Origin of the sequence: Pseudarthrobacter phenanthrenivorans Sphe3, assembly GCF_000189535.1 — a bacterium.
Taxonomy (GTDB): Bacteria; Actinomycetota; Actinomycetes; order Actinomycetales; family Micrococcaceae; genus Arthrobacter; species Arthrobacter phenanthrenivorans.
In genome coordinates this window covers 2,015,371-2,037,879 of the sequence record NC_015145.1, presented here as the reverse complement: position 1 = coordinate 2,037,879, position 22,509 = coordinate 2,015,371, and the positions used below count along the sequence as shown (strand labels likewise).

Below are 22,509 nucleotides of genomic sequence, written 5' to 3'. Positions count from 1 at the left end.
GCGCCTGGGTGTCCTGCTGCGGACAGTGGGGCTTATGGACGGCAATGCACCGGCCGGCAGGTAACTCTACCGGTTTTGGCCCCGCCGGCGCGTATCGGGCCGTATGGGTCTCCCCGTGATCGCGGCAAGGACAGCGTCCTGGGAGAGCAGCCCGGTGACCCTGCCGTTGTGGTCCACCACTGCGTAGTGCCGCCCTTCAAGCTGGGACAGGAACTGGAGCAGCTCCTGTCCTTTCGACCACTCCGGGACGTACGCTCCCGGAGCCAGGGCATAGGAAACAGCCGTGATGGGAGTCGACGCCGCGGCCTGGGCAGGCACAGAGGCCAGCGCCGCCGCATCCACCACCGCTTCTGGCCGCCCGCTCGGTCCGCACACCACCAGCGACCTGGTCCCGTCTGTGCCCTGCCGGCGGGCTTCCTCCACGGTGGCTGTCGCCGGGAGCCCGGTAGCCGGCGTCGAAAGCCCTGCTGCGCTGACCAGATGCAGGCGCCCGCGGAGGGTGCCCTGCTGGATGGAAGCGGACGCACCCATCCAAAGGAAGCTGCCCACCAGGACCGTGATCATCAGCAGGCTGAAGTCGGGGGAATCGCCGGCCAGGAAGGGCCTGGCAATAAACCAGTAGCACAGGGCGATCACAATGATGCGGCCTCCCCAGCCAGCCGCCACCGTTCCCTTCGCCTGGCTGCCGGTGGCCTTCCACACTGCCGACTCCACCAGGCGTCCGCCGTCAAGCGGGAGGCCGGGAAGCACGTTGAAGACGGCTATCAGGAAATTCGCCCACATAAAGATGTTCGTCAGGATCTCGGCAACGCTGCCCATGCTGGCCGAACTGAGCACCAGCCAGGCGCCCGCAGCCAGGACGAAGTTGGCGGCCGGGCCGGCAAGGGCCACCAGGACGGACCGCCCCGGCGTCGCGGTAAAGCTCTCGAACTGCGTATGGCCGCCCCAGAGGTTGAGCACAATCTTCTGCGTGGGCCAGCCATAGATTCTGGCTGTCAGGGCGTGGGCGAGTTCGTGGACCAGGACCGAAATGAGGAGCAAGAGGGCGTAAGCGAACGCCACGATATACGCGGAGACGCCGAGCGCAGGATTCTGCTGCCCCAGCACAGGGCCATAAACAATGACCGTGAACGCGGCAATGATGAACCAGGAGTAGGCAAGCACCACCGGAACCCCGGCAATCCTTCCCAATGGAATGCCTTCGCGCCGGACCGGAACGCCTGTGTCAGTCAACGGGCATCCCCAGGACTTGCGCCGCGGCGGAATCGCGGAGGACCGGACCGGCCAGCACCAGCGCCTCAAGATCTGTTACGGACCGGCCTGACAGCGAGTCCCACAGCGTGTACCGCTCATCCTCGGGCAGGGGCACGATGTGGGGAATCGCCACGGTTGCCACGCCGGAGGCCACCGCGGCAGCCACACCCGGCACCGAGTCTTCCAGGGCAACGCAGTGATGGATGCCCAGTTCAGGGTCCGTGTCCTGCAGCCATTCGACGGCGGTCAGGTACGCCTCGGGGTGCGGCTTGCCCTGGGCGACGGTATCGCCGGTCACCAGCACGTCGAAGTATTGGCGTGGAAGGCTGGCCACCACCTGCCGGGCCAGTGGCCCTTCGGACATGGTGACCAGTGCGCAGCGCACTCCGGCCACGTGCAGTTCTTCGAGGAGCTCCCGCGCCCCCGGCCGCCACGGCACCTGGCGCTGGACGCTGCTGACCACGGCTCCGGTGAGGGTGTCGATAATCTCCCGGATCTCCAGGTCCACGCCGGCCTCCTGAAGGAGGCCGGCCGAGAAAGTCAGGGACTGGCCCACGAGTTGCATGGCCTGCTCATGGCTCCAGGTTCCGCCGTGCGCTTCCACCAGGGCATGTTCGGCAGCGATCCAGTACGGTTCGGTGTCCACGATCGTGCCGTCCATGTCCCACAGGACGGCTTTGAGCGGGGAAGATTCGGCTGGCAGTCGCATTCCATCAGTCTACGGTGACACTCTGAAGGGAAGCTGAAGGCTACGCCCTTGGCGAATCTCAGGCCGGTTGCCCCCGGCCTCCCTGCCGGCAGCCGATTTTGCGGCGCTTCATTCAATGCGTGAGCGAGGTTCTTGGACGTAGGGTGATGAAATGAATAGCTTCGAGGGAGACACCACCGAACCGGGTCCCGGACCCGAGCGGGAGCGGTTCCTGCAGCCGGTCGCTGACGGGAAGCGCGTGACCGTAATGCTTGCCGCCTTTGAAGGCTGGAACGATGCCGGAGAGGCAGCCAGCGACTCTTTGCGCTACCTGAACAAGCTGTGGGGCGGCAAGAAAGTGGCGTCCATTGATGCCGACGAATACTACGACTTCCAGTTCACCCGGCCCACCGTCCGCCGGAACGCTGCCGGCGAACGCAAGATCAAGTGGCCCTCCACCCGGATCTACAAGGCCAGCGCGCCGAATTCCAATGTGGACGTCATTTTCGTGCAGGGCACGGAACCGTCCTATAAGTGGCGAGCTTACACCGCCGAACTCCTGGTGCACGCCGAAGCGCTGAACGTGGACTACGTGGTCCTGGTCGGCGCGCTCCTGGCCGACGTTCCGCACAGCAGGCCCATACCGGTCAGCACCTCCTCGGATGACGCTCCGCTGCGGGAACGCATGAACCTGGAGGCTTCGCAGTATGAAGGCCCGGTAGGCATCGTGGGCGTCCTGTCCGAGGTGGCCCTGCTCGCCGGCCTGCCCACCGTGTCGCTCTGGGCCGCAGTCCCCCACTACGTTGCCCAGGCGCCGTCGCCCAAAGCCCAGCTCGCGCTCCTGCACCGGATCGAGGAACTGCTCCAGGTTCCGCTGGACACGCATGAACTGGCAGAGGAAGCGGACGCGTGGGAGCGCGGCGTGGATGAGCTGGCCACGGAAGATCCGGAAATTGCGGCTTATGTCCGGCAGCTTGAGGAAGCCAAGGACACGGCAGACCTGCCCGAGGCCACCGGGGAATCGATTGCGCGCGAATTTGAGCGCTACCTCAAGCGGCGGGGCCAGGACCGCCCGTAGCAGCGGCCGCAGGCCGCGCCCCTGAACAGTGCCTAGAGAACAACACCCAGGAGGGCGTCAACCGCATCCCTGACCATGGCCTGGTCCGCGGGACTTGCGGGGCCGCCGTCGGACAGCGCCTGCTCTGCCCACCGGTTCACGGCGGCAACTGCGGCGGGGGCGTTGAGGTCCGCGGCCAGCGCTTCGCGCATGGCGGCAACGAGGGGTGCTGCGGAACCTGCGGGAGCGTGGGGCAGCGCCTGGCGCCAAGAGGCGAGGATGGCTTTGGCATCTTCGAATCCGTGGTCTGTCCAGGACCAGTCCGAGCGGTAGTGGTGCGCAAGGATGCCAAGGCGGATGGCGGCGGGGTCCTCCCCCGCAGCCCGGAGTTTTGAAACCAGCACCAGGTTGCCTTTGGACTTGCTCATCTTTTCGCCGTCCAGCCCCACCATGCCGGCGTGGGCGTAATGCCTGGCCAGCGGAACGCCAGCCAGCGAGTAGGCGTGCCCTGCACCCATTTCATGGTGCGGGAAGATCAGGTCCGACCCGCCGCCCTGGACGGTAAACGGCTGGGGCAGGTACTTCTGGGCGATGACCGTGCACTCGATGTGCCAGCCGGGCCTGCCCGGTCCGAGGCTGCCGCCCGGCCAGCTCGGTTCGCCTTCACGTTCAACCCGCCACAACAACGGATCCAGGGCCTGCCGCTTTCCTGCCCGTCCGGGGTCCCCGCCGCGCTCGGCGAAGAGCTCAAGCATCTCGCTTTCGTTAAGCCCGGAAATGCATCCCAGCGTCCATGCGTCAGGGGCCACCGACTGCTTTCCGGCAGCCTCGACGTCGTAATAGACATCACCGTCAGGCTCGCCGTTGGTCCCGTCCACCTTGTAGGCGAGGCCAAGGCTCACCAGCCGTTCCACTTCGGGAACAATCAGGCCGATCGATTCCACAGCTCCCACATAGTGGTCTGGCGGCAGGACATTCAAGGCTTCCATGTCCGTCTGGAAAAGTTCGATCTGGCCGGCCGCGAGGTCCCGCCAGTCAACGCCGGTGGCGGTTGCGCGTTCCAGGAGGGGATCATCCACGTCCGTGACGTTCTGGACGTAGGCCACCTCCTGCCCGGCATCCCGCCAGGCCCTGTTCAGCAGGTCAAACGCGACGTAGCTGGAGGCGTGGCCCATGTGGGTGGCGTCGTAGGGGGTGATGCCGCAGACATACATGGAGGGATGGTTCTCCTGCTCCAGGGCGACCTCCCGGCCCGCTGCGGTGTCGTACAAGCGGATGGCCGGCATGTTTCCGGGCAGGGCGGGAACGGGGCGGGAGGTCCAGGATTTCACACACCAAGCCTAGTGCTAGGCACTGATGACACCGAAACCGAGAAGCAGGTACAGGGCCATGCCCAGCAGGATCCGGTACCAGACAAACAGGCGGTAGCTGCGGGTGGAGACGAACTTCAGGAACCAGCCAATGATGATGTAGCCCACCACGAAGGCGATCGCCGTGGCCAGGGCGGTTTCCGGCAGGCCATACGGTCCGCTGATGCCTTCCTTGGAAACCGTCTTGTACAGCTGGTAGAGCCCACTGCCAAAAACCGCAGGGATGGCAAGGAGGAAGGAGTAACGGGCAGCGGCCTCACGGGTGTAGCCCATCAACAGGCCCGCCGTGATGGTGCCGCCGGAGCGGGAAACACCGGGAATGAGCGCCATGGCCTGGGCAAAGCCGAACAGGATGCCGTGCTTGTAGGTCAGCCGGCTCAGGTCGCGTTCCTGCTTGCCAACAGCGTCCGCGACCGCGAGGAAGAGCCCAAAGACGATCAGCATTGTGGCGACGATCCACATGCTGCGCAGCACGGACTCGATCTGGTCCTGGAACAGCAGGCCCAGCACCACGATCGGCAGGCTTCCCAGGATCACCAGCCAGCCCATCCGGGCATCGGGGTCCTGCCGCGGGATCTTTCCTGTAAGGGAGCCGGCCCACGACTTAACAATCCGGACGATGTCCCGCCAGAAGTACACCAGGACAGCGGTTTCTGTTCCCAGCTGGGTGATGGCGGTAAAGGCTGCCCCGGGATCTGCTGCATTGGGCAGGAACTGCCCCACAATCCGCAGATGTGCACTCGACGAAATGGGTAGAAATTCGGTCAGTCCCTGCACTAGGCCCAGCAGGGCCGCCTCAAACCAGTTCACGCTAAGACCCTACGTCATGGGCAGTACCCGTTCTGCCCGTAAGCTTGCTGCTATGCAGCAGCGTTACGTCGGCAACAGTGGATTGCGTGTGTCCGCCCTTACCCTCGGCACCATGGGCTGGGCCGGCGCGACCGACGAGCAGGACGCCGCGGAGCTCCTGCGCACGTTCCTCAATGCGGGCGGCCGGCACGTTGACACTGCCGCGTCCTACTGTGATGGCCGGTCCGAGGCGATGATTGGTTCGCTGCTGGGGGACGTGGTGGCACGGACGGAGATTTCCATCTCCACAAAAGCGGGAATGACGACGCCGGATGGGCGGCGGGGCGTGGACACGTCCCGTAACGCGATGCTCACCGGCCTGGAAGCGAGCCTGGCCAGGCTCGGCACCGACTACGTGGACATCTGGTTCGCCCAGGCGTGGGATGGCAACGTTCCCCTGGACGAGACCTTGTCCGCGCTGGAATTCGCAGTCCGCACCGGGCGTGCCCGGTATGCCGGAGTCTCCAACTTCAACGGCTGGCAGACTGCCAAGGCGGCTGCCATAGCCGGCATTCCCCTTGTGGCGGCCCAGGCTGAATACTCTTTCCTGCAGCGGGCACCGGAGGCTGAACTCATTCCTGCCATTGAGGATGCCGGGCTGGGCCTGATGGCGTGGGCGCCGCTGGGCCGGGGCGTCCTCACGGGAAAGTACCGGGGCGCCATTCCGTCCGCGTCACGGGCGGCGTCCGCGGGAGAAGCCGGATACGTGGAGCCCTACCTGCAGGAAAAGCCGTCACGGACCGTGGAGGCCGTGTGCATGGCAGCCAAGGGCCTGGGCCGGACGCCGCAGGACGTCTCCCTCAGCTGGCTGTTGTCCCAGCATGGTGTGGCCACTGCCATCGTGGGCCCGCGGACGCCGGCGCAGCTCAAGGAACTGCTGGACGCCCAGCTCACTCCCCTGCCGCCGGAGATTGCACGGGCGCTGGAGGATGTTTCAGGGCTTTCAGCAGCTGCTGCATCCTAGGGGGAAAGGCGGTCCGCCCCCGCATCACTAACGCGGGGTTCCTATTCTTCGACGATCTCCAGGTCCTCGTCGTCCACGTCGCTTTCCTCGTCCTCTTCGTCCTCGTCGTCAAAGACCTGCAGCGGAGTCACCTCGTTGTAGGCCTCATAGAGCGCGTCCTCGTACACTTCGAAGGCGTCTGCGACTGCAAAAAACGCTGCCTCCACGGACGGGTCACCATCTCCGCGGCGGTTGGATGCTGCTATAAGGTGTTCTTCCAAAGCGGTGGTCAGGGACGAAAGCGCGACACGCGGATCGATGCTCATGACTTCACGTTAGCCGGAAAAGGACGAAAATGGAGAGCAATGAAGGAACAATTTCTCACCAGCTCGGTCCAGCGGGAACGGGACTATTTGAGGCAGTACGAGTACCTCGTACTGACAGTCAGTCCTGACGATTCACTGCATGAGGCACGCCGGCGCCTGGTGGAACACTCCGAATACGGCAAGTGGGAGCTGGAGCGCAGCAAGCTGTACGTGGGCGGGGGACGGCGTTTCTGGCTGCGCCGCCGGGTCATGCAAGTGCAGCGGACTGTCTAGGGAACTTAGCGGGGTTCAGTCTTCCAGCGGGCCCAGCCAGGCGGTGGCCACTGTGTTGTGGGCAGACTCGTCATCCGAGGGGTGGAACATGCCTGCAAGGACGTCGCGGTAGAGCCGTTCCAGTTCCGATCCGCGGAAGTAGCTCGAACCCCCGCTCACCCTGATGGCCAGGTCCACCACGCGACGGGCGGTTTCCGTGGCATTGACCTTCAGCCCCACCAGTTTGGGGAACCACTGCGGCCCATGATCGGCCAGCGCATCCACGTCTCCCGCCACGGCGGCGAGCTGGGGATACAGGTTGTCCATGGCCATCGCCGCCTCGGCTACCTTCCAGCGGATGTCCGGGTCCTGGGCGTAGCTGCGGCCGCCGTTCTTGAAGGAGGTTCGGCGCTGGACAGCCTGGACACCCAGGGCAAGCGCCCGCTCCCCCAGGCCGGTGTAGACGGCGGCCAGCAGGGTCTCGAAGCAGGCGAAGATCGCGAAAACCAGGGGGTCGCGGCTGGGGCCCACCGGCATCTTGCGGAAGATCCGCTCAGGAGGAACCGTAGCGCCCTCCAGGACGGTGGTACCCGACTGGCTGGCGCGCATGCCCAGCGTGTCCCAGTCGTCGAGGATCCGGTAGCCAGGCGTGTCGCGGGTGATGAAGCCGTGGACCAGTTCGCCGTCGCCGTCCCGGCCTGCCGGATTCTTGCCGAAGATCCCCAGCCTGGTCCAGGCCGGGGACAGGCTGGTGAAGACTTTCGTCCCGGTGAAGGAGTAACCTCCGCCAGGCATCGGCTCGGCCGTGGTCCGGGAGTCGAACAGCACCGCGTCGTTTTCGGCTTCTGAGTTGCCGAAGGCGAAGATCTCACCGATGGCCGCTTCCTTGAGCACGAAGTCCAGGGAGTCGTCGCCGCGCGCGGCGAGGACGTGCGCGACGCCGGTCCACACCAGGTGCATGTTGACCGCCAGTGCGGTGGCGGGCGCAGCCGTTGCCAGCCTCCGCTGGCACTGCGCCGCCGCTTCAAGGCCAAAGCCCATGCCGCCGTCGGACGCGGGAACGAAGAGCTTCAGGTAACCCGCCGCAGCAAGGTCCGCCAGGTCCTCGTGGAAGAAGGTGTTGTCGCGGTCGTACCCGGCAGCACGGCCGCGGATCCGCTCCAGGAGGGCGTCCGGCAGGATTTCTTCGGGACCCATGGCCGTCGCTCAGTAGTTTGTCAACAGGGTGTTGAGGACCTTGGCGCCGAACTTGAGGGAGTCCGCGGGCACCCTTTCGTCCACGCCGTGGAACATGCCGGTGAAGTCCAGCTCATCCGGCAGCATCAAGGGAGCGAAACCGTAGCCGGTAATGCCCAGCCGGCTCAGCGACTTGTTGTCAGTACCCCCGGAGAGGGTGTAGGGCAGCACCTTGGCGCCCGGGTCCTCGGAGTGCAGGGCATCAATCATGGAATCCACCAGGTTCCCGGCGAAGGGGACTTCAAGGGAGACATCTTTGTGCACGTAGCTCACGTCCACGCCGGTGCCGGCCAGTTCGCGGACGATCTCCAGGACCTGCTCCTGCTGGCCGGGCAGCGTGCGGCAATCGATCAGGGCCTCGGCAGATTCCGGGATGACGTTGTGCTTGTATCCGCCCTTCAGCAGGGTGGGATTGGTGGTGTTCTGCAATGTGGCTCCCACAAAGCGGGACACGGTTCCCAGCTGGCTCAGCAGGAGGTCGGGATTGTCGGCGTCGAACTCCACGCCCGTGAGTTCCGTCACGCCGTCCAGGAACTGCCTGGTGGTGGGCGTGAGTTCGATGGGCCACTTGTATTCGCCGATGCGGGTGACTGCGGCAGCGAGTCGCGTGACGGCGTTATCCGTACTGATCTGGGAACCGTGGCCGGCACGTCCGTGAGCTACGAGGCGGAGCCACGAGATGCCCTTTTCCGCCGTCTGCAGGAGATAGGTGCGCTGGCCGCCGATAGTCGCCGAGAACCCGCCTACCTCGGAGATCGCTTCCGTTGCGCCCTCGAACAGTTCCGGGCGGTTGTCCACCGCGTAGCGGGCACCGTAGGCGCCGCCGGCCTCCTCGTCCGCGAAGAACGCGAAAATGAGGTCACGCTTTGGCTTCCTGCCGGACCTGGCAAAGCTGCGCAGGACGGAGAGGATCATGGCGTCCATGTCCTTCATGTCGACGGCGCCCCGGCCCCAGATGAGCCCGTCCTTCAGTTCCGCGCCAAAGGGGTCGACGGACCATTGGTCCCGGAGCGCCGGCACAACGTCCAGGTGGCCATGCACCACGAGGGCACTTGCGGACGGGTCCTGGCCCTCCATCCGGGCCACCACGTTGGCGCGCCCCGGCGCGGATTCGAAGATCTCCGCCTCCATGCCGACTTCCGTGATGAGTCCGGCGGCGTACTCGGCAGCGGCCCGCTCCCCCGGCCCCGACCCGTCTCCGTAGTTCGAGGTGTCGATCCGGATCAGTTCCTGGCAGATCCGGACAACTTCATCCTCGGGCAGGACGTCAGGCATGAAAAGCTCCTCACTGGGGGAATGACTGGCTGTACCAGCGCTGAATCACTGTCCTCAGCCTACCCACTTGGCCCGATTCCATGTTTGGTGAAAGTTCGTGTTAGAGTTTTTCTCGCTGCTTCGGAGAGGCGCGAAACGCTGAAAGGCGTAAACGCTTCCCGAAATACCACCTGCGCGGGTGGCGGAATGGCAGACGCGCTAGCTTGAGGTGCTAGTCCTCGAAAGGGGGTGGGGGTTCAAGTCCCCCTCCGCGCACAACTGTGGTGAGTCGAGACATCCTTCACGGATGAGTCGAGTCATCGGTAACACCCCGGTCTTCGGACCGGGGTGTTTTTCTTTGCCCTGTTTTTCTGGGTTGGTAGTTCCGGGTGGGGTCGATGGTGAGTTCGCGGATGATCTCGCCGGTGGTTGCGTCGCTGATGGTGACGTCGTTGTCGTGGATGAGCATCAGGACGTGTTTGCGGGCGTAGGCGCGGCCGATGCCGATGTGGCGGAGTTGGCCTGCGTGGCGGAGGGTGAGTTTCCCGAACTGGTCGACGCGGTCGATGCGCCGACGCCAGTGATCTCCTTGTTTGGATCCGGTCGGTGATGCTTTGGGTATCGCGGTGTAGGCCGCGGCCGGGGTGCGGCGGTCCAGGGCCCGGTGGGGGCGTTCGTGGTTGTAGATGTGCCGGAACTTTTCCAGCTGTTCGTTCAGGTCTTGAAGGGTGTGGGCCCGGGGTTGGCCGGTGAGCCAGCGTTTGAGGGTCTGGTGGAAACGTTCGATTTTGCCTTGGGTCTGCGGGTGGTTCGGGGCGCCGTTCTTTTGGGTGATGCCCAGGGCGTGGAGATGGTGTTCGAAGGCGTTCCTGCCGCCTTTCCCGCCCGCGAGGCGGGTGGTGTAGACCATGCCGTTGTCGGTCAGTGTCGAGGCCGGTAGCCCGTGTTCAGCAGCGCAGGCCAGGAACGTGGTGACCACGGCGGTGACGGTGACGGGTTTGAATCCGGTGCAGGCGAGCAGGTAGCGGGAGTGGTCATCGAGGAAGTTCAGGATCTCGATGTCGGTTCCGTCGGCCAGGGCCCAGTGGGTGAAGTCGGATTGCCAGGTTTCGTTGGGCTGGTGTGCTTCGAAGCGGTGCAGTGAGGCTTTGGGCCGTTTCTTCGGATCCGGAGTGATCATTCCTTTGGTGTGCAGGAGCCGGCGGATCGTGGACGTTGACGGCGCGGGTACTCCTTCTTGTTCGAGGTGCCAGGCGATCGTCACGGGCCCGGCGTCCAGGCCGGCGGTTTGCAGTTCCTGCCGCAGGGTAAGGATCCGCGCGGCTACCGTTTCGGTGGTGCGGCGCGGGTTGCTGAGGGGGCGTTTGGATCGGGGGTCGACGGCGGCGATACCTCCGGCGGACTCGCGTCGGAGGAGCTCGTGGACCCAGCGGCGGCTGACTCCATACCGGCGGGCAGCTTCCGTAACTGTCAGGCCTTGGTCACGGACGGCGAGGACGATCACTTTCTGCTTCGACATGCATCATGCTGGATCCCTGCCGGTGTGAACGATGTCCCGACTCACCGGTGAAGTGTCAACTGGGAACGATGTCCCGACTCATGTGAGAACTATGTCGTGAAACTAGACACCCCTCCGCGCACAACGAAAGCCCCGGGAAACCGGGGCTTTTTTGTGCCCTCGATCAGGCGAAGGGCTTTGGCGCCGCCTCACATGCCGCCCCTGATGCCTGCGGAAGGACCGGACGCCGGGAACCGACTAGCTATAATCTGAGAATGCCGATCATGCGCCTCACGCGAGGCCTCCACGCCCAGCAGTCCGTCGTCGAGCAGTGCGGGAGCGATCTGTGAGCGGCGGTCTCGTCGCCCTGCTGGACGACGTCGCAGCACTTGCCCGAATAGCAGCCGCGTCCGTGGATGACGTAGCTGCCGGGGCGGCCAAGGCGGGCGCCAAGGCTGCCGGCGTGGTGATCGACGACGCTGCCGTCACCCCCCAGTACGTGTCCGGAACCGATCCTTCGCGCGAACTGCCCATGATCAAGCGGATTTTCTGGGGCTCACTCCGCAACAAACTGCTGATCATCCTGCCCGCACTGCTCCTCATCAGCTCGTTCATCCCCGGGGTCATCCCTTTCATCCTTATGCTCGGCGGCACCTACCTCTGCTACGAGGGCGCCGAAAAGGTCTGGCACAAGATCCGCGGCCACCACACCGCGGAGGAGGATAAGCCGGCAGTCGAGCGGGGGCCGGAGGCAGAAGCCAAAGTGGTCAAGGGCGCCATCACCACAGACTTCATCCTGTCCTGCGAGATCATGGTCATTTCCATGAACGAGGTGGCAGCCGAATCCTTGTGGGCACGGGCAGTCATCCTCGTGGTTGTGGCCTTCGTGATCACAGTGCTCGTGTACGGTGCCGTCGCACTCATCGTCAAGATGGACGACGTCGGCCTGCACCTGGCAGCCAGGGAATCCGCCGGGTCCCAGCGCGTCGGTGAACTGCTCGTCAAGGGAATGCCCTCGGTGCTGGCCGCCATAACCCTCGTGGGCACCGTCGCAATGCTGTGGGTCGGTGGCCACATCATGCTCCAGGGAGCGTACGACCTCGGTTGGCACGGGCCGTACGACGTGGTCCATGCCCTGGAGTCCCCCTTCGCCGGCATCGCTGTAGTGGGTGGCGCCCTGGCCTGGCTCGTGAACACCTTGTGTTCAGCAGTCTTCGGACTCGCCTGGGGCCTCATCGTCATGGCAGTGGTGGGGCCGCTCCTGAAGGTGCTGCCCTTCGGCAAGAAGAAGGACGGGCACGCCGAGGGCGACGTCCGCGCCGCCGTCGCAGGTCACGAACCAGGTAAGGGCGACACCGATCCAACCTCCTAGCTTCCAGGTGCACCCGGAAGCACGTCTTCAGGTCCAGGGCCGGGGCGCTTCTCTCCTAAAGAGAAGCGCCCCGGCCCTGGACGGTCAAGAAGGGGATCCTTAACCTGTCCCGTCCCGGATGAGGGCGATACGCTTGAAACAGGTCAAGCAGCTGGCTCCCTTCGTTCTGAAAGGGAGGTCGGTTTTGACGACGATCCCCTTCACTGATCCGCGTGGCGCTATGGACACGATTCCAGCGGTGCTTCTTGTTATCGGGGCGGCCTTCGCGTGGTTGGGCCTGACAATCATTGCCATTCTGCGGCTTCGGCGCCGCAGGAACGGGTCATCCCTGGTTCGATCGGCAACACCACCAGCACCCGACCCGCCGGGCATACGCTACAGGCCACGGGGCCCCCGCCGGCGGCTCGCCGGACAGGCTCCTCCACGACGACGCAGGGCCGTCCTGTGGAAAGTCCGCGAATAGCGCGAAGAGGGAGTTTCGTCCTTACGCCCCTGCGCACGCTCACAACTAGGGACTTTCAGCCCTATGGCTGTCTTCGGGCTTCTTGCCATCCTTGTAGAGGCGCCGTCCGGGTCCTTAGATTGCAAGGCTGGACCGCCCACTACTTGGAAACGCAGACGTGTGGTCTGGCCGGCAAGGCATCAAAGACGAAGCCTTGCCGGCCAGACCGGGATTCTGAAAGGACCGGCATGCCCGCTCATATCCGTTCGCTCCACACCGCCCTGACAGCAGAGGCAGAAGCAGCGCGCAGAAGGGCGATGCTGGTGCATCCTTCCAACTTCAAGCGAATACAGTCCGGGAGCGATGCGGCCATGAAAGCCCAAGAACTCATTACGCGGTTCGATTGTCTCCATAAAGAGTTGATGGGCCAGGGCATTCCGGATAACGAGGCGCGGACGGAAGTTGCCCGGATCGCCGCCCGCGAAGTCTGGGACGGGTTCGCGTCACAACTGCGCCAGCACCGCACGGACGGTCACCAGATGGACGCCAGCGTCCTCGCCGTGGCGCTGGGTTCGATCCAGTGCATGGCCCTCCCGCTGGCCCGCCATCCGGGAGACCTTGTTTCGGCCAGCAGTGCCGTAAGCAAAGCGCGCCAGCGTCTCCGGTTCAATGGCGGGCTCATGGACCGGTTGCACACACAGGGAAACCCGGCTTTCAGCGACGCCGATATCACGCTTCAATCGCTGGAGGTCTTCCTCGCCCAGCCCACGTCTCAGGCGGCCTGAGTGCCGCCTGCATGATGCCTTGGTTAGGAGATGAGATACATGGCAACCATGGATGAATATAAAGCTGTATACGGGGGCAAGGAACCGCCGAGCCGCAGGAACGCCGCGGCCGAGTTTGGGGACGGCGGGTGCAACGTCATCTTTAAGGACAAGGGCGTCGTCGTGGGCCGTTGGAGCAACTGGGAGACGGCCAGCCGCGCGCTCAATCAGCTCCAGAAGCTCGGTTTCGGGTATGACTACCGGCTCCAGGAGTCCCACCAGTGGGTGAAGGCCACCGAATACACCAGCAGATGCTTGCTCTGCGACGTCACCCGCGGTATCAGCGCCTTTGCCAGCATCGACTTGGAACTTGAGTGGCCATATGCGTGCTGAGCCAGGGACAACCGACGCCGGCCTGCCGGGGCTGGCAGGCCGGCGGCGTCCGCCTTGCACTGAGCCGCCTACAAACTGAGCCGCCTACAAACTGAGCCGCCTACAAAAACTCCAGTCGATGTGTTGGGGAATTGCTCGTAGTATTCAATTCAGAGAGCCTGCCGGTCCCCCCCACCGGCAGGCTCTCCACTTCGCGCCGGGAAAGATAAGTACAGCCGCCGCCAGGCAAAACGCCGGCCCTACGCTTGGCGGGCCGTAGGGGCCTTCCACGTGACGCTCGTGCCCTTGCCCGGGGTGCTTTCGATGACGCAAGTACCACCCAGGCGGGATGCCCGGCTTTTCATGTTGGCTAAGCCGCTGACTCGCTCTGGTTCCTTGAAACCGCACCCGTTGTCACGAACTGTCAGGACTACCTCCCCCTCCAGCGCGGAAAGCAGGACGTGGATGTCCCCCGATCCTGAATGCCTGACAGCGTTACTGACACTCTCGTGCAGCACCGGCAGCAGCTCTTCGGCCACCTCCTGGCCAACAAGGTCATCCACTGGCCCCGAAAGCTGGACCTGCGGGAGGAAACCGGCCGAGCTGGCGGCTTCCTGGACAGCGCGCAGGACGCGGCCGCTGATCAGCTCCCGGCCGGGTTCCCTTGCCTGGAGGGAGTAGATCGTGTCGCGAAGCTGCTGGATGCAGCCATCCAGCTCAGTGGTGATGACGGCAATGCGATGCTCATGCGCCGGAGGGTCCGCGGTGTAGCGCCGAAGTCCCTGAATACTCAATCCTGCTGCGAACAGCCGTTGAATGACCAGGTCATGCAGGTCCCTGGCTATCCGTTCCCGATCGATGAACAGCGCCTGTTCCTCCCGCAACCGGTTGGCCCTCAACAGATCCAGAGTCAGGCCTATCCGGGAAGCAAACACCTCTGCCTGCTCAGTGTCCACGTCTGTGTAGTGCGTTCCACCCGATGCCCGGGCCAGGATCAGCACGCTGCCGCCGCAGCCGTCACCCGTATTCCCCAAAGCGGCCACGAGAACTGGCCCAAGCTTTTCGGCGTACGCCGCATCGAATACCTGTGCAGGGTCCGTCAGCGCCCTGGACTCCCCCGTCTCGAGCACCTTGGCCAGAACGTCACCGGCGGGCAATGCCGAGCCGGCCGGCATCGCCTGGACGCCCACTGAAGTGCGGCACCTCAGGCTCCCGTCCCCGGCCAGAGACGCGATCACGGACAACGTGGAAGCCGATGCATGCAACGCCCGTTCAGCGACCATGTCCAAATTTTCGAGATCGGACCGCGGCTCCGCCTTCAGCCTGTCACTGACGTCCATTCCCGCTTCCAGCCACCGCTGACGGCTCTTGCTGTCCTCGAAGAGCCGGGCGTTCTGAATGGCCACACCGGCAGCAGATGCCAGGGCAACCGCCAGGTCCTCATCCTCCGCAGTGAAGTCCTGACCATCGGTCTTCTCGGTCAGATACAGGTTCCCGAAGACCTCATCCCGTACCCGGACCGGGACACCCAGGAAGGATTTCATGGGTGGATGATTGGGCGGGAAACCCACCGCGATCGGGTGCTCACCCAAATCATGCAGGCGCACCGGGTTGGGCTCGCGGATCAGATGCCCCAGGACTCCATGGCCGGTGGGCAGATCCCCAATGAGGCGCGCTCCTTCTTCGTCCACCCCGACAGTAATGAAATGGCTCAGGCGCTGCCCGTCGCCAATTACGCCCAAGGCCCCATAGCGCGCGCCAACAAGCTCGCACGCGGACTGCACCACCCGGTCCAGCACCGCTTCAAGGCTCAGGTCTTCCGTGAGGGATACGACCGCGCCCAGCAACCCCTCCACGTGTTCCTGGGCGCGGACAAGTTCGTCTGCCCGGTCCACGAACTCGCGCAGGAGTTCCCGCGTCCGCCGCCTGATTGGTTCACGCCACATCCGAAACCACCCCATTTATCGGCAGGATCATTGCGGCGGACTGCATCACCCGAATCCTACGTATTACAGAGCCCCCCAGCGTCCCTCCTGCCCATGCTAACAACCCCTAATGGCTGCCGCTTGGCATCACGGCCCGAATACGCTCCATTTTGATGGTGGAAGCCGTTACATGAAGAAAAGAATCCGGCGCAGCGAAAGAACACCTGTCGCCACCGTCGCGGTTGTGGCCTATCCAGGAGTCTGGCCATCCTGGCCTGGGGGATTCGGCTGCCGGGAGGTGTAAGGCAGACCCGCTGAATTCTGGCCATATCCGGGATGAGGATACCGGTCGAACCGTTGGCCGAGGGGGTTTTCCCGTTGCGCAAGCAGCACAAGGACCGCTATCCACCCGAGTACCGGAATGACCGCGAGCAGCAGCATCCAGCCGCTGATGTTGGCGTCATGGAGGCGACGGACCGCTACAGCCAGTGAAGGGACAACGGTGGCGAGGAACCAGAGACCACCAAGGGCGCTTGACCCCGTAACCTGCCCGTTAACGACAGCCGGGTTGATCGAGTTCAGGACCGCGGACGCCAGAGCCGAAGCGAGGAACCACCACCAATACTCACTCCGGCTTGCACGTCCTGCGAAGACCGCGTATTTCTGAAACACCCGCTTGACCGCCTCGACAGGCGGGGCCCCGTAGTAGGGCACCTCAAGTCCCGGGGCGGGGGTGCGGGGAGTATCTGCGGGTTGCTGGATGGTCATCGAGCTGTCCCTTTCGTCGTGTGATGGGTCCCTGCTGCGGAACCGCTCGGAGCGGCACCCGTGCCGGACGTCCGCCGACCTCGCCACGTACCCCTTCTCCGCGGGGCCCTTCGCTCCAAGGGACGTCCTCCAGCGGCCGCCGGTGATTCCACCGCCGCGGTGCGTTCCAGTTGGGCCGCTATCAATGGCAGCACGCCGGGCCCACTGCGCCAAGGGTCAAAAGACCTCTGGGCCACCGGCTGACTTCAGAAGGTGGCTCGTAAACACTTCTCGTCGGTGGCGGGGTCTTGCTAGGCTGGGGATCTGGTCAGACAGACGGCCTCCCAGCGTCCCCAAGAGGAGCCCGTCTATGACCACCCAGGTTTCCGTCGCCGTCGAAATCGATAGCAAAGTGACGGCCCTATCGACTCAGCAGCCTTACTGGAGGCGTTTCCCGTGAAGGCGAGCCTCCCTGCGGGGCAGGGCAACCACGTTTTCCATACGTCCAAGCGTTGGCCATTGATGCCCACGTCGGACCTCATGAAGCTGCGCCATACCCTGCAATGGTCACGGGAGTTCGCCGATTCGGACGAGGCTCAGAAGCTGCTGCACCTGGTTGACCTGGAACTGCACCTGCGCACCCGCGGGTCAAACGGCACACTGAACTCCCGTCCCAGGCGGCCGGGATAGTCCGGCGGGATGTGGCCCAGGGCAGGGCCGTTTCGGGGGTGGGCCACATCCCGTCATTTCAAGCAGCCAGCCAGGACCGCGGCGATAGCTTCGTGCTCCGCAGGCGTGACCCACAGCTGGTATTTGGCCTTCACCGCTGTCTGGCGGGCGACGTATTCGCAGCGGAAGGTCTTGTTTGGCGGCAGCCAGGTGGCAGCGTCCTTGTCCCCCTTGGCACCGTTGGTGGGACCGTCGGCCGCCATCAGGTTCAGCGGATCGTTGGCGAACTGCTTTCGCTGCTCCGCACTAAGCTGCCGGGCACCTTTCTGCCAGGCATCGCTGAGTGGAACAAGGTGGTCAATCTGGACGGCTGCGCTCGTCTTGTCACCCCGGACAAAACTGATGGTGGTACCGGTGTATTTATCAGCGAGTAATCCTGCAGTGACGACGCAGTCCCGTGTACCGGGCTTAAATGTCTCGGCCTCAAGGTCGCGGGCCAGGATGTCGTTCCGCGTGTCGCAGCCGTTGCGGTCCACGTCCGCCCAGGCCGGACCGAACTCCTCACGGGAGTAGCCGGTTTTCGGAGCGCGGCCCTTGACCGGGATTGTTTCCAGTGCCGAGAGGGCTTCGCCCGCCTCTTGCGGCTGGAAACCACCCCCTGAGGAATCGTCGGCGGGCTGCCCGAGCGCGATTCCGGGACCGCCGTCCAGGATGTCCGAAAGTGCGGTACCGGTTCCTGCTGGGCCGCCACAACCGGCGAGCGCGCCTGCAAGGAGCAGTCCGGCAAGGAGCGCGGAACAGGTGGTGTTGGGCTTTCTGATCTGGTCCTCCTCCACGGGCAGCGGCTCCGTCCACGCTACCGGGCATAACAGCGGGCGGGACGCAGGCGGTTCGTTGTGCCCGTCACAGCCGCGGCTCTGGCAGAGGATCCCAAAGGAAGGCAGTATATGCCCATGGAGGATTTTCCGACGGCGGAGGCCGGCACCGGACATATCGTCCTGCTGGGCGATTCCATCTTTGACAATGGCGCCTATGTCAACGGCGGCCCGGCAGTCATCTCCCAGTTGCAGCGCGCATTGCCAGGGTGGAAGTGCACGCTTCTGGCAGTAGACGGGGACGTGGTGTCGGGGGTTTCCCGCCAACTGGCTTCCCTGCCAGCCGATGCCACCCACCTGGTGGTCAGCGCAGGTGGCAATGATGCCCTGGCTTATGCCCCGCTCCTGCAGGAGCGTTCTTCCTCCGTGGGGGAAGCCCTCGCCACGCTGGCGACCGCCCAGGAACGGTTTGCCACCGATTACCTGGCGATGCTGCATCAGGTTGAGTCAGCAGGGCGGCCCTTCGCAGTATGCACCATTTACGACACTCCACCTTCCGAGCCAGGGCAGAAGGTCATCAAGGCGGCACTGTGCCTGTTCAACGATGCCATCACCCGGGCCGCGTTTTCCCGCGGCGCAGCCCTCGTCGATCTTCGCCTCATCTGCAGCGAGGACGGTGACTACGCCAATCCGATTGAACCGTCATCGCAGGGCGGGGAAAAAATCGCCCTCGCCATTTCATCCTTCACGCGAGTGAGACCGGTGCCGGGCAGGGCCCAGTCGATTGTGATCGCCTACTGACGGGCATGGTGTCAGTGCGGACCGTGGTGTCAGTGCGGACGCAGACTCCGGGGCCGGTGGCGGCGGCCCCGTCCGTCACCCCGGGAGCCCTGAACGGCTGGCAGGTACTGGATCCGCCGGCCCCCCTGGCGGCTGGCCCTCCGCTCCTGACGGCGGGCCTTCCTCTCCCGGCGGTCTATCCCCGACAGGATCGCGAAAGTCCCAACAACCCAAAGGAACGCCGCCGCCAAAACCAGGGCGATCTCCATCTCAGTGCCCATGCCACCATTTTAGGCTCCGATCCCGCCGCTGGACCTGGCCCGGACAGAATTCCCCGGGACGGAATTCCCCGAAACAACCCGGGCACTACAGGACGCCCAGTTCACGCACCGCGGCAAGGACATCGGGCACCGTGACGGCCAGCAGCGCGGGGTCGGGCTGGTCCGCAAATGTGTCGCCCCGCCGAAGTTCGGGTTTGGTGAGGACAAGGTGCGGGCCGGGCGGCGGGCCCCAGATCTCGGGCGGGGCGGGTCCGAACAGCACCACCGACGGTGTTCCATATGCGGAGGCAAGATGGGCCGCGCCGGTATCAGCGGAGACCACAAGGCGGGCTGCGGCAATGGTGGCGGCAAATTCGCCCAGGCCAAGCCGTCCGGCCAGCACCGCCCCGCTGGGAAGGCCGGCCCGCCCGCAGACGTCCACGGCCCTGTCCCGCTCTCCGGCGCCTCCGGTGAAGACGACGTTGTGCCCGGCGCTGTCCAATGCGGTGGCAACCGCTGCGAAGCGGTCCGCCGGCCACAGCCGGCTGCCATAAGCGGCGCCAACATGGAGTACGGTGGCGCCGGGAACGGGGCTGGGAACATGGGGTGCGTTCAACTGCACGTCCAGCGGGTCTGCGGCGATCCCATGCCATTCCAGCAGCCGCACCCACCGCTCCCGCTCGTGCAGCTCGGCCCGCCACGGCGGACCGTCCCGGTATTCGCTGCGGTGGCTGATCGTCTGCCGTGCCTGCAGCGCCTCAATCCGCCCCTGGCTCTCCGGACCGCTGCCATGCAGGTTGACCGCGACATCCACCACGCCGGTTTCCATGGCCAGCGGTTCATCCAGTCCGTGGGTGGGGAACAGCTCATAGCCACCCACCAGTCCGAGCGCTTCGGACAGCCATCCCTGCGCCGCATAGCGCAGCCGGTGGTCGGGAAACGCCCGGCGGAGTGCCTTCAGGGCCGGCACGGCAACCAGAAGATCCCCGAGCTTGAGGGCACGGAGGACCAACAGCTCCGGCTTGCCGTCCAGTTGGTCCCCAGGCCCGGCTGCCGCCAGCGCTGCCCCGCCGCTCATGCGGCCCCTGCCCGACGTTCCGTGGCGGCCAGGCTGCGGACGTCTTCGTGGACGTCCCGTACTGCGACGCCGGCTACCACTGAATCGTCATGGGCACACCTCGGTGCCGTCCAGCCGACCTGTGTGACATCGATACCGCACGTGGGGCAGGCGGTTACCCATGACGCATGGATACGGTGGAGGCTCCTGCCCAGGGCCCCGGCATTAATGACGTTGCCGGCCCAGAAAATCCCTACCGTGGGAACACCGAGGGCCTGCGCGAGATGCCGGGGACCACTGTCGTTGCCCACCACCACGGCCGCCTTGGCCAAGAGGGCCACCAGGCCGCCCATATCCAGTTCTCCTGCGAGGGACCGGACTTGCGCCGACGCCGCCCCTTCCGCGATCTCTGCGGCGAGGCCGCGCTCGCTCTGGTCCCCCACGACGGCAACCCGGTAACCGTCGGCAGCGCAGGCGGATGCAAGTTCAGCGAACCGCTCCGCCGGCCAACGACGGCGAGGATCCGTGGCGCCCGGATGGATCACCACCAAAGGCTGCGCGCCGTCGTCGTCCGCCTTCACTGCCGCGCCTGGCGCGGCCTTTTGTGCCGGTGCCAGGCGGGCCTCAAGATCAACAGGGAAGGCACCCGCCAGTCCGGCCACTTCCAGCGCCCTCAGCGGCTCATGCTGATAGTAGAGGTAGGGAACCGTCCGTTCCAGGCTGGCAGCGTCCGCGGTGCGGGTACCCACGGTGTGGCGGGCGCCCAGCCGCAGCAGGAAAGGGTTTGAATACCGTCCCCCGCCATGAAGCTGTACGGCGAGATCGAAGTTTCGTCCCCGCATATCCTCGAAGAACAGGTCCAGAGTGTCCGCATCTTCCTCGCCGGGGCGGACGCCCTCCGCGAAAGGCAGGACGAACACCTCGTCCACCGGACTCTCGGTTGCCTCGAGCAGGGCCTGGTGCACGGGAGTGCCCAGCAGGGTCAAAGTCGCGGCAGGATAGGCTGCCTTGAGTGCGGCCATGGCGGGGATGGCGAAGATCAGGTCGCCCAGGCCTCCCCCACGTAACACCACGATCTTTGTGACAGCATCGAACTTCTCCAACACCGGACCCACCCCGGTACCCATCTGCCGGGAACCACCAAACTCAACCGTAAGCTGCTCCACCTGCACCCCTTCTCCTCGTGCGGAGAGCACGCGTCCTGCCGCGTCCCCGCTGTCCGTCCAGCCACAGTACGGTGCTAAACCGCCGGCTGCCTCCTTTGAACCTGTACCCAGGGGACGGTCAATATACTCCGGCTATTGGGGAATAGCAGGTTGATGCTGTACGTTTCATACGCGACAGGCGAACCAAAGAAAAGAGAAGCACCCAAAGTGGCAACCGATTACGATGAACTGCGCTCCGACGTCAAGGAATCGCAGGACAACTCCCTCGAGCAGCTCCAGTCAGCCAATGCTCCCGACGCACGCAGCGTCGTCCTGGAGCTGGATGAGGCCGACGGGCTTGACGGCGCCGGCGTGCCCGGAGGCGAATTCGTCGCCGAAGAGCTCGTGGTGCAGGTCATCCCCCAGGCCGACGACGAATTCACCTGCTACTCCTGCTTCCTGGTCCGTCACCGGTCCCAGATTGCACGCCAGAAAGATGGCCACAGTTACTGCACGGAGTGCGAAGGCTAGCAAGAGAGCCTGGGCGGGGCGCGGGAGTGACCGCGGCCTGCTTGATCCAGAGGCACGCCCACAGTGGCGTGCCTCACGGCTTTAAGCCTTCACCCACACAGCAGTACCGTTGAGCCCGCAAGCAGCCATGACCGCTGCCAAAGCCAGGAAGGACAGATGGACACCCCAGGTGATCTCTGGAACACCCTGCTCGGCGCATTCAGCCGGGCGGAGCCTCCCGCTGTGACATTCACTGAACTCATCCTGGCGCTGCTCATTGCCGCCGCCCTGTCTGTGCCGCGGCGTTCCTGGAAATACTTCGGACTCCTGGCTACAGCCACACACGAGATGGGTCATGCCGTTGCGGCCCTGACAAGCGGTCAACGGCTGTCCGGGATCCGGCTCCGGCTTGACCACTCCGGCACCACCACCACTTACAGCCGGAGCAGGCTGGCCTCCGCCTGGTCCTGCTTCTGGGGATACCCTGTGCCGGCAATCGTTGGTGCCACCTACGTGTGGTGTGGGTTCAACGGATGGGGGCCGGCGGCCATCGCCGGAAGCGCCTTCGCCTTGGCCGCCTCGCTGCTGTTTCTCCGAAATCTGGCCGGCGTCCTCATCACGCTGGGCGCCATTGCGGGCACCCTGCTGCTGATCATCCTGGTCCCGGAGGCCTTCCTTGGCCACGTGGCCGTCATCCTGGGCCTGGCCCTGCTGGTGGCTGCCGTCCGCGACCTCATCAAGCTGGCCCATGTGCACCTGCGCCGCCGGGAACGGTTGGCCAGCTCCGACGCCTACCTGTTGTGGCGCGCCACGGCGGTCCCCTCGGGCGTGTGGATCCTCCTGTTCGCTGCCCTGGTGGCAGGCTCCTGGCTGTGGGCCTGGCAGCCAATCTCAACTGTTCTGCTGGCGGGCGCATAGGCTGGT

23 protein-coding genes and 1 tRNA gene are annotated in these 22,509 nt (G+C 64.9%); 11 read left to right on the top strand and 13 right to left on the bottom strand.

The window, feature by feature from the left end; genetic code table 11:
- Positions 1-66: 66 nt before the first annotated feature.
- Positions 67-1,233 carry a site-2 protease family protein gene (locus tag ASPHE3_RS09365; RefSeq protein WP_041652062.1) on the bottom strand — a complete coding sequence of 389 codons (1,167 nt, stop codon included), beginning with the start codon at positions 1,231-1,233 and terminating at the stop codon, positions 67-69.
- The gene (locus ASPHE3_RS09360) at positions 1,226-1,963 is read right to left on the bottom strand and encodes an HAD family hydrolase (protein WP_013600979.1); all 738 of its coding nucleotides are present in this window, start codon (positions 1,961-1,963) and stop codon (positions 1,226-1,228) included. The genes ASPHE3_RS09365 and ASPHE3_RS09360 overlap by 8 nt, the downstream gene beginning before the upstream one ends.
- Positions 1,964-2,114: 151 nt before the next feature.
- Here ASPHE3_RS09360 and ASPHE3_RS09355 point away from each other — a divergent pair, with 151 nt between their 5' ends.
- Positions 2,115-3,020, top strand: a complete 906-nt coding sequence (locus ASPHE3_RS09355) for a PAC2 family protein (RefSeq protein WP_013600978.1) — start codon at positions 2,115-2,117, stop codon at positions 3,018-3,020.
- A gap of 32 nt (positions 3,021-3,052) precedes the next feature.
- Here the strand turns inward: ASPHE3_RS09355 and mshC are convergent, their stop codons facing one another.
- Positions 3,053-4,330 (bottom strand): cysteine--1-D-myo-inosityl 2-amino-2-deoxy-alpha-D-glucopyranoside ligase, encoded by a 1,278-nt coding sequence (gene mshC, locus ASPHE3_RS09350; RefSeq protein WP_013600977.1) that lies wholly within the window; start codon positions 4,328-4,330, stop codon positions 3,053-3,055.
- Between the two features lie 15 nt (positions 4,331-4,345).
- Positions 4,346-5,179, bottom strand: a complete 834-nt coding sequence (locus tag ASPHE3_RS09345; protein WP_013600976.1) for an undecaprenyl-diphosphate phosphatase — start codon at positions 5,177-5,179, stop codon at positions 4,346-4,348.
- Between the two features lie 52 nt (positions 5,180-5,231).
- On the opposite strand from ASPHE3_RS09345, the gene ASPHE3_RS09340 reads away from it, so the two are divergent.
- Positions 5,232-6,182 carry an aldo/keto reductase gene (locus ASPHE3_RS09340; RefSeq protein ID WP_013600975.1) on the top strand — a complete coding sequence of 317 codons (951 nt, stop codon included), beginning with the start codon at positions 5,232-5,234 and terminating at the stop codon, positions 6,180-6,182.
- 41 nt (positions 6,183-6,223) lie between these two features.
- Here ASPHE3_RS09340 and ASPHE3_RS09335 read toward each other — a convergent pair whose 3' ends face one another.
- Positions 6,224-6,487: a hypothetical protein gene (locus ASPHE3_RS09335; protein ID WP_013600974.1), complete on the bottom strand. Its 264-nt coding sequence runs from the start codon at positions 6,485-6,487 to the stop codon at positions 6,224-6,226.
- A 39-nt stretch (positions 6,488-6,526) separates the two neighbouring features.
- Here ASPHE3_RS09335 and ASPHE3_RS09330 point away from each other — a divergent pair, with 39 nt between their 5' ends.
- Positions 6,527-6,760 carry a DUF5703 family protein gene (locus ASPHE3_RS09330; protein WP_013600973.1) on the top strand — a complete coding sequence of 78 codons (234 nt, stop codon included), beginning with the start codon at positions 6,527-6,529 and terminating at the stop codon, positions 6,758-6,760.
- Positions 6,761-6,775: 15 nt separating this feature from the next.
- On the opposite strand, the gene ASPHE3_RS09325 is transcribed toward ASPHE3_RS09330, so the two are convergent.
- A complete protein-coding gene (locus tag ASPHE3_RS09325) occupies positions 6,776-7,936 on the bottom strand; it encodes an acyl-CoA dehydrogenase family protein (protein ID WP_013600972.1) in 1,161 nt (386 codons plus the stop codon).
- Positions 7,937-7,945: 9 nt separating this feature from the next.
- Positions 7,946-9,250, bottom strand: a complete 1,305-nt coding sequence (locus tag ASPHE3_RS09320; RefSeq protein ID WP_013600971.1) for a M20/M25/M40 family metallo-hydrolase — start codon at positions 9,248-9,250, stop codon at positions 7,946-7,948.
- A 172-nt stretch (positions 9,251-9,422) separates the two neighbouring features.
- On the opposite strand from ASPHE3_RS09320, the gene ASPHE3_RS09315 reads away from it, so the two are divergent.
- Positions 9,423-9,505, top strand: a tRNA-Leu gene (locus ASPHE3_RS09315).
- Positions 9,506-9,530: 25 nt separating this feature from the next.
- Here the strand turns inward: ASPHE3_RS09315 and ASPHE3_RS09310 are convergent.
- Complete coding sequence (locus tag ASPHE3_RS09310; protein ID WP_013599876.1) at positions 9,531-10,748, bottom strand: IS481 family transposase; 1,218 nt, start codon at positions 10,746-10,748, stop codon at positions 9,531-9,533.
- Between the two features lie 325 nt (positions 10,749-11,073).
- Between ASPHE3_RS09310 and ASPHE3_RS09305 the strand changes: the two genes are divergently transcribed.
- The 3 genes from ASPHE3_RS09305 (at position 11,074) to ASPHE3_RS09295 (ending at position 13,698) form a co-directional block, all read left to right on the top strand.
- Positions 11,074-12,099: a DUF808 domain-containing protein gene (locus ASPHE3_RS09305; protein WP_013600970.1), complete on the top strand. Its 1,026-nt coding sequence runs from the start codon at positions 11,074-11,076 to the stop codon at positions 12,097-12,099.
- Positions 12,100-12,789: 690 nt separating this feature from the next.
- Positions 12,790-13,326, top strand: a complete 537-nt coding sequence (locus ASPHE3_RS09300; protein ID WP_013600969.1) for a hypothetical protein — start codon at positions 12,790-12,792, stop codon at positions 13,324-13,326.
- A gap of 39 nt (positions 13,327-13,365) precedes the next feature.
- Entirely contained in the window at positions 13,366-13,698 is a 333-nt protein-coding gene (locus ASPHE3_RS09295) for a hypothetical protein (RefSeq protein WP_013600968.1), read from the top strand.
- A 239-nt stretch (positions 13,699-13,937) separates the two neighbouring features.
- On the opposite strand, the gene ASPHE3_RS09290 is transcribed toward ASPHE3_RS09295, so the two are convergent.
- Positions 13,938-15,623, bottom strand: coding sequence for a GAF domain-containing sensor histidine kinase (locus tag ASPHE3_RS09290; protein WP_013600967.1), 1,686 nt, complete (start codon positions 15,621-15,623; stop codon positions 13,938-13,940).
- 228 nt (positions 15,624-15,851) lie between these two features.
- Positions 15,852-16,370, bottom strand: a complete 519-nt coding sequence (locus ASPHE3_RS09285) for a DUF805 domain-containing protein (protein ID WP_013600966.1) — start codon at positions 16,368-16,370, stop codon at positions 15,852-15,854.
- A gap of 435 nt (positions 16,371-16,805) precedes the next feature.
- On the opposite strand from ASPHE3_RS09285, the gene ASPHE3_RS09280 reads away from it, so the two are divergent.
- Positions 16,806-17,039: a hypothetical protein gene (locus ASPHE3_RS09280; RefSeq protein WP_013600965.1), complete on the top strand. Its 234-nt coding sequence runs from the start codon at positions 16,806-16,808 to the stop codon at positions 17,037-17,039.
- Between the two features lie 53 nt (positions 17,040-17,092).
- Here the strand turns inward: ASPHE3_RS09280 and ASPHE3_RS09275 are convergent, their stop codons facing one another.
- Positions 17,093-17,854: an HNH endonuclease family protein gene (locus ASPHE3_RS09275; protein ID WP_013600964.1), complete on the bottom strand. Its 762-nt coding sequence runs from the start codon at positions 17,852-17,854 to the stop codon at positions 17,093-17,095.
- Between the two features lie 117 nt (positions 17,855-17,971).
- Here ASPHE3_RS09275 and ASPHE3_RS09270 point away from each other — a divergent pair, with 117 nt between their 5' ends.
- A complete protein-coding gene (locus ASPHE3_RS09270; protein ID WP_148258092.1) occupies positions 17,972-18,634 on the top strand; it encodes an SGNH/GDSL hydrolase family protein in 663 nt (220 codons plus the stop codon).
- 345 nt (positions 18,635-18,979) lie between these two features.
- Here ASPHE3_RS09270 and ASPHE3_RS09260 read toward each other — a convergent pair whose 3' ends face one another.
- The gene (locus ASPHE3_RS09260; RefSeq protein WP_013600961.1) at positions 18,980-19,951 is read right to left on the bottom strand and encodes a glycosyltransferase family 9 protein; all 972 of its coding nucleotides are present in this window, start codon (positions 19,949-19,951) and stop codon (positions 18,980-18,982) included.
- Complete coding sequence (locus tag ASPHE3_RS09255; protein WP_041652744.1) at positions 19,948-21,096, bottom strand: glycosyltransferase family 9 protein; 1,149 nt, start codon at positions 21,094-21,096, stop codon at positions 19,948-19,950. The genes ASPHE3_RS09260 and ASPHE3_RS09255 overlap by 4 nt, the downstream gene beginning before the upstream one ends.
- Positions 21,097-21,303: 207 nt before the next feature.
- On the opposite strand from ASPHE3_RS09255, the gene ASPHE3_RS09250 reads away from it, so the two are divergent.
- Entirely contained in the window at positions 21,304-21,606 is a 303-nt protein-coding gene (locus tag ASPHE3_RS09250) for a DUF4193 domain-containing protein (protein ID WP_009358564.1), read from the top strand.
- Positions 21,607-21,762: 156 nt separating this feature from the next.
- Complete coding sequence (locus ASPHE3_RS09245) at positions 21,763-22,503, top strand: M50 family metallopeptidase (protein WP_013600959.1); 741 nt, start codon at positions 21,763-21,765, stop codon at positions 22,501-22,503.
- Positions 22,504-22,509: the final 6 nt, after the last annotated feature.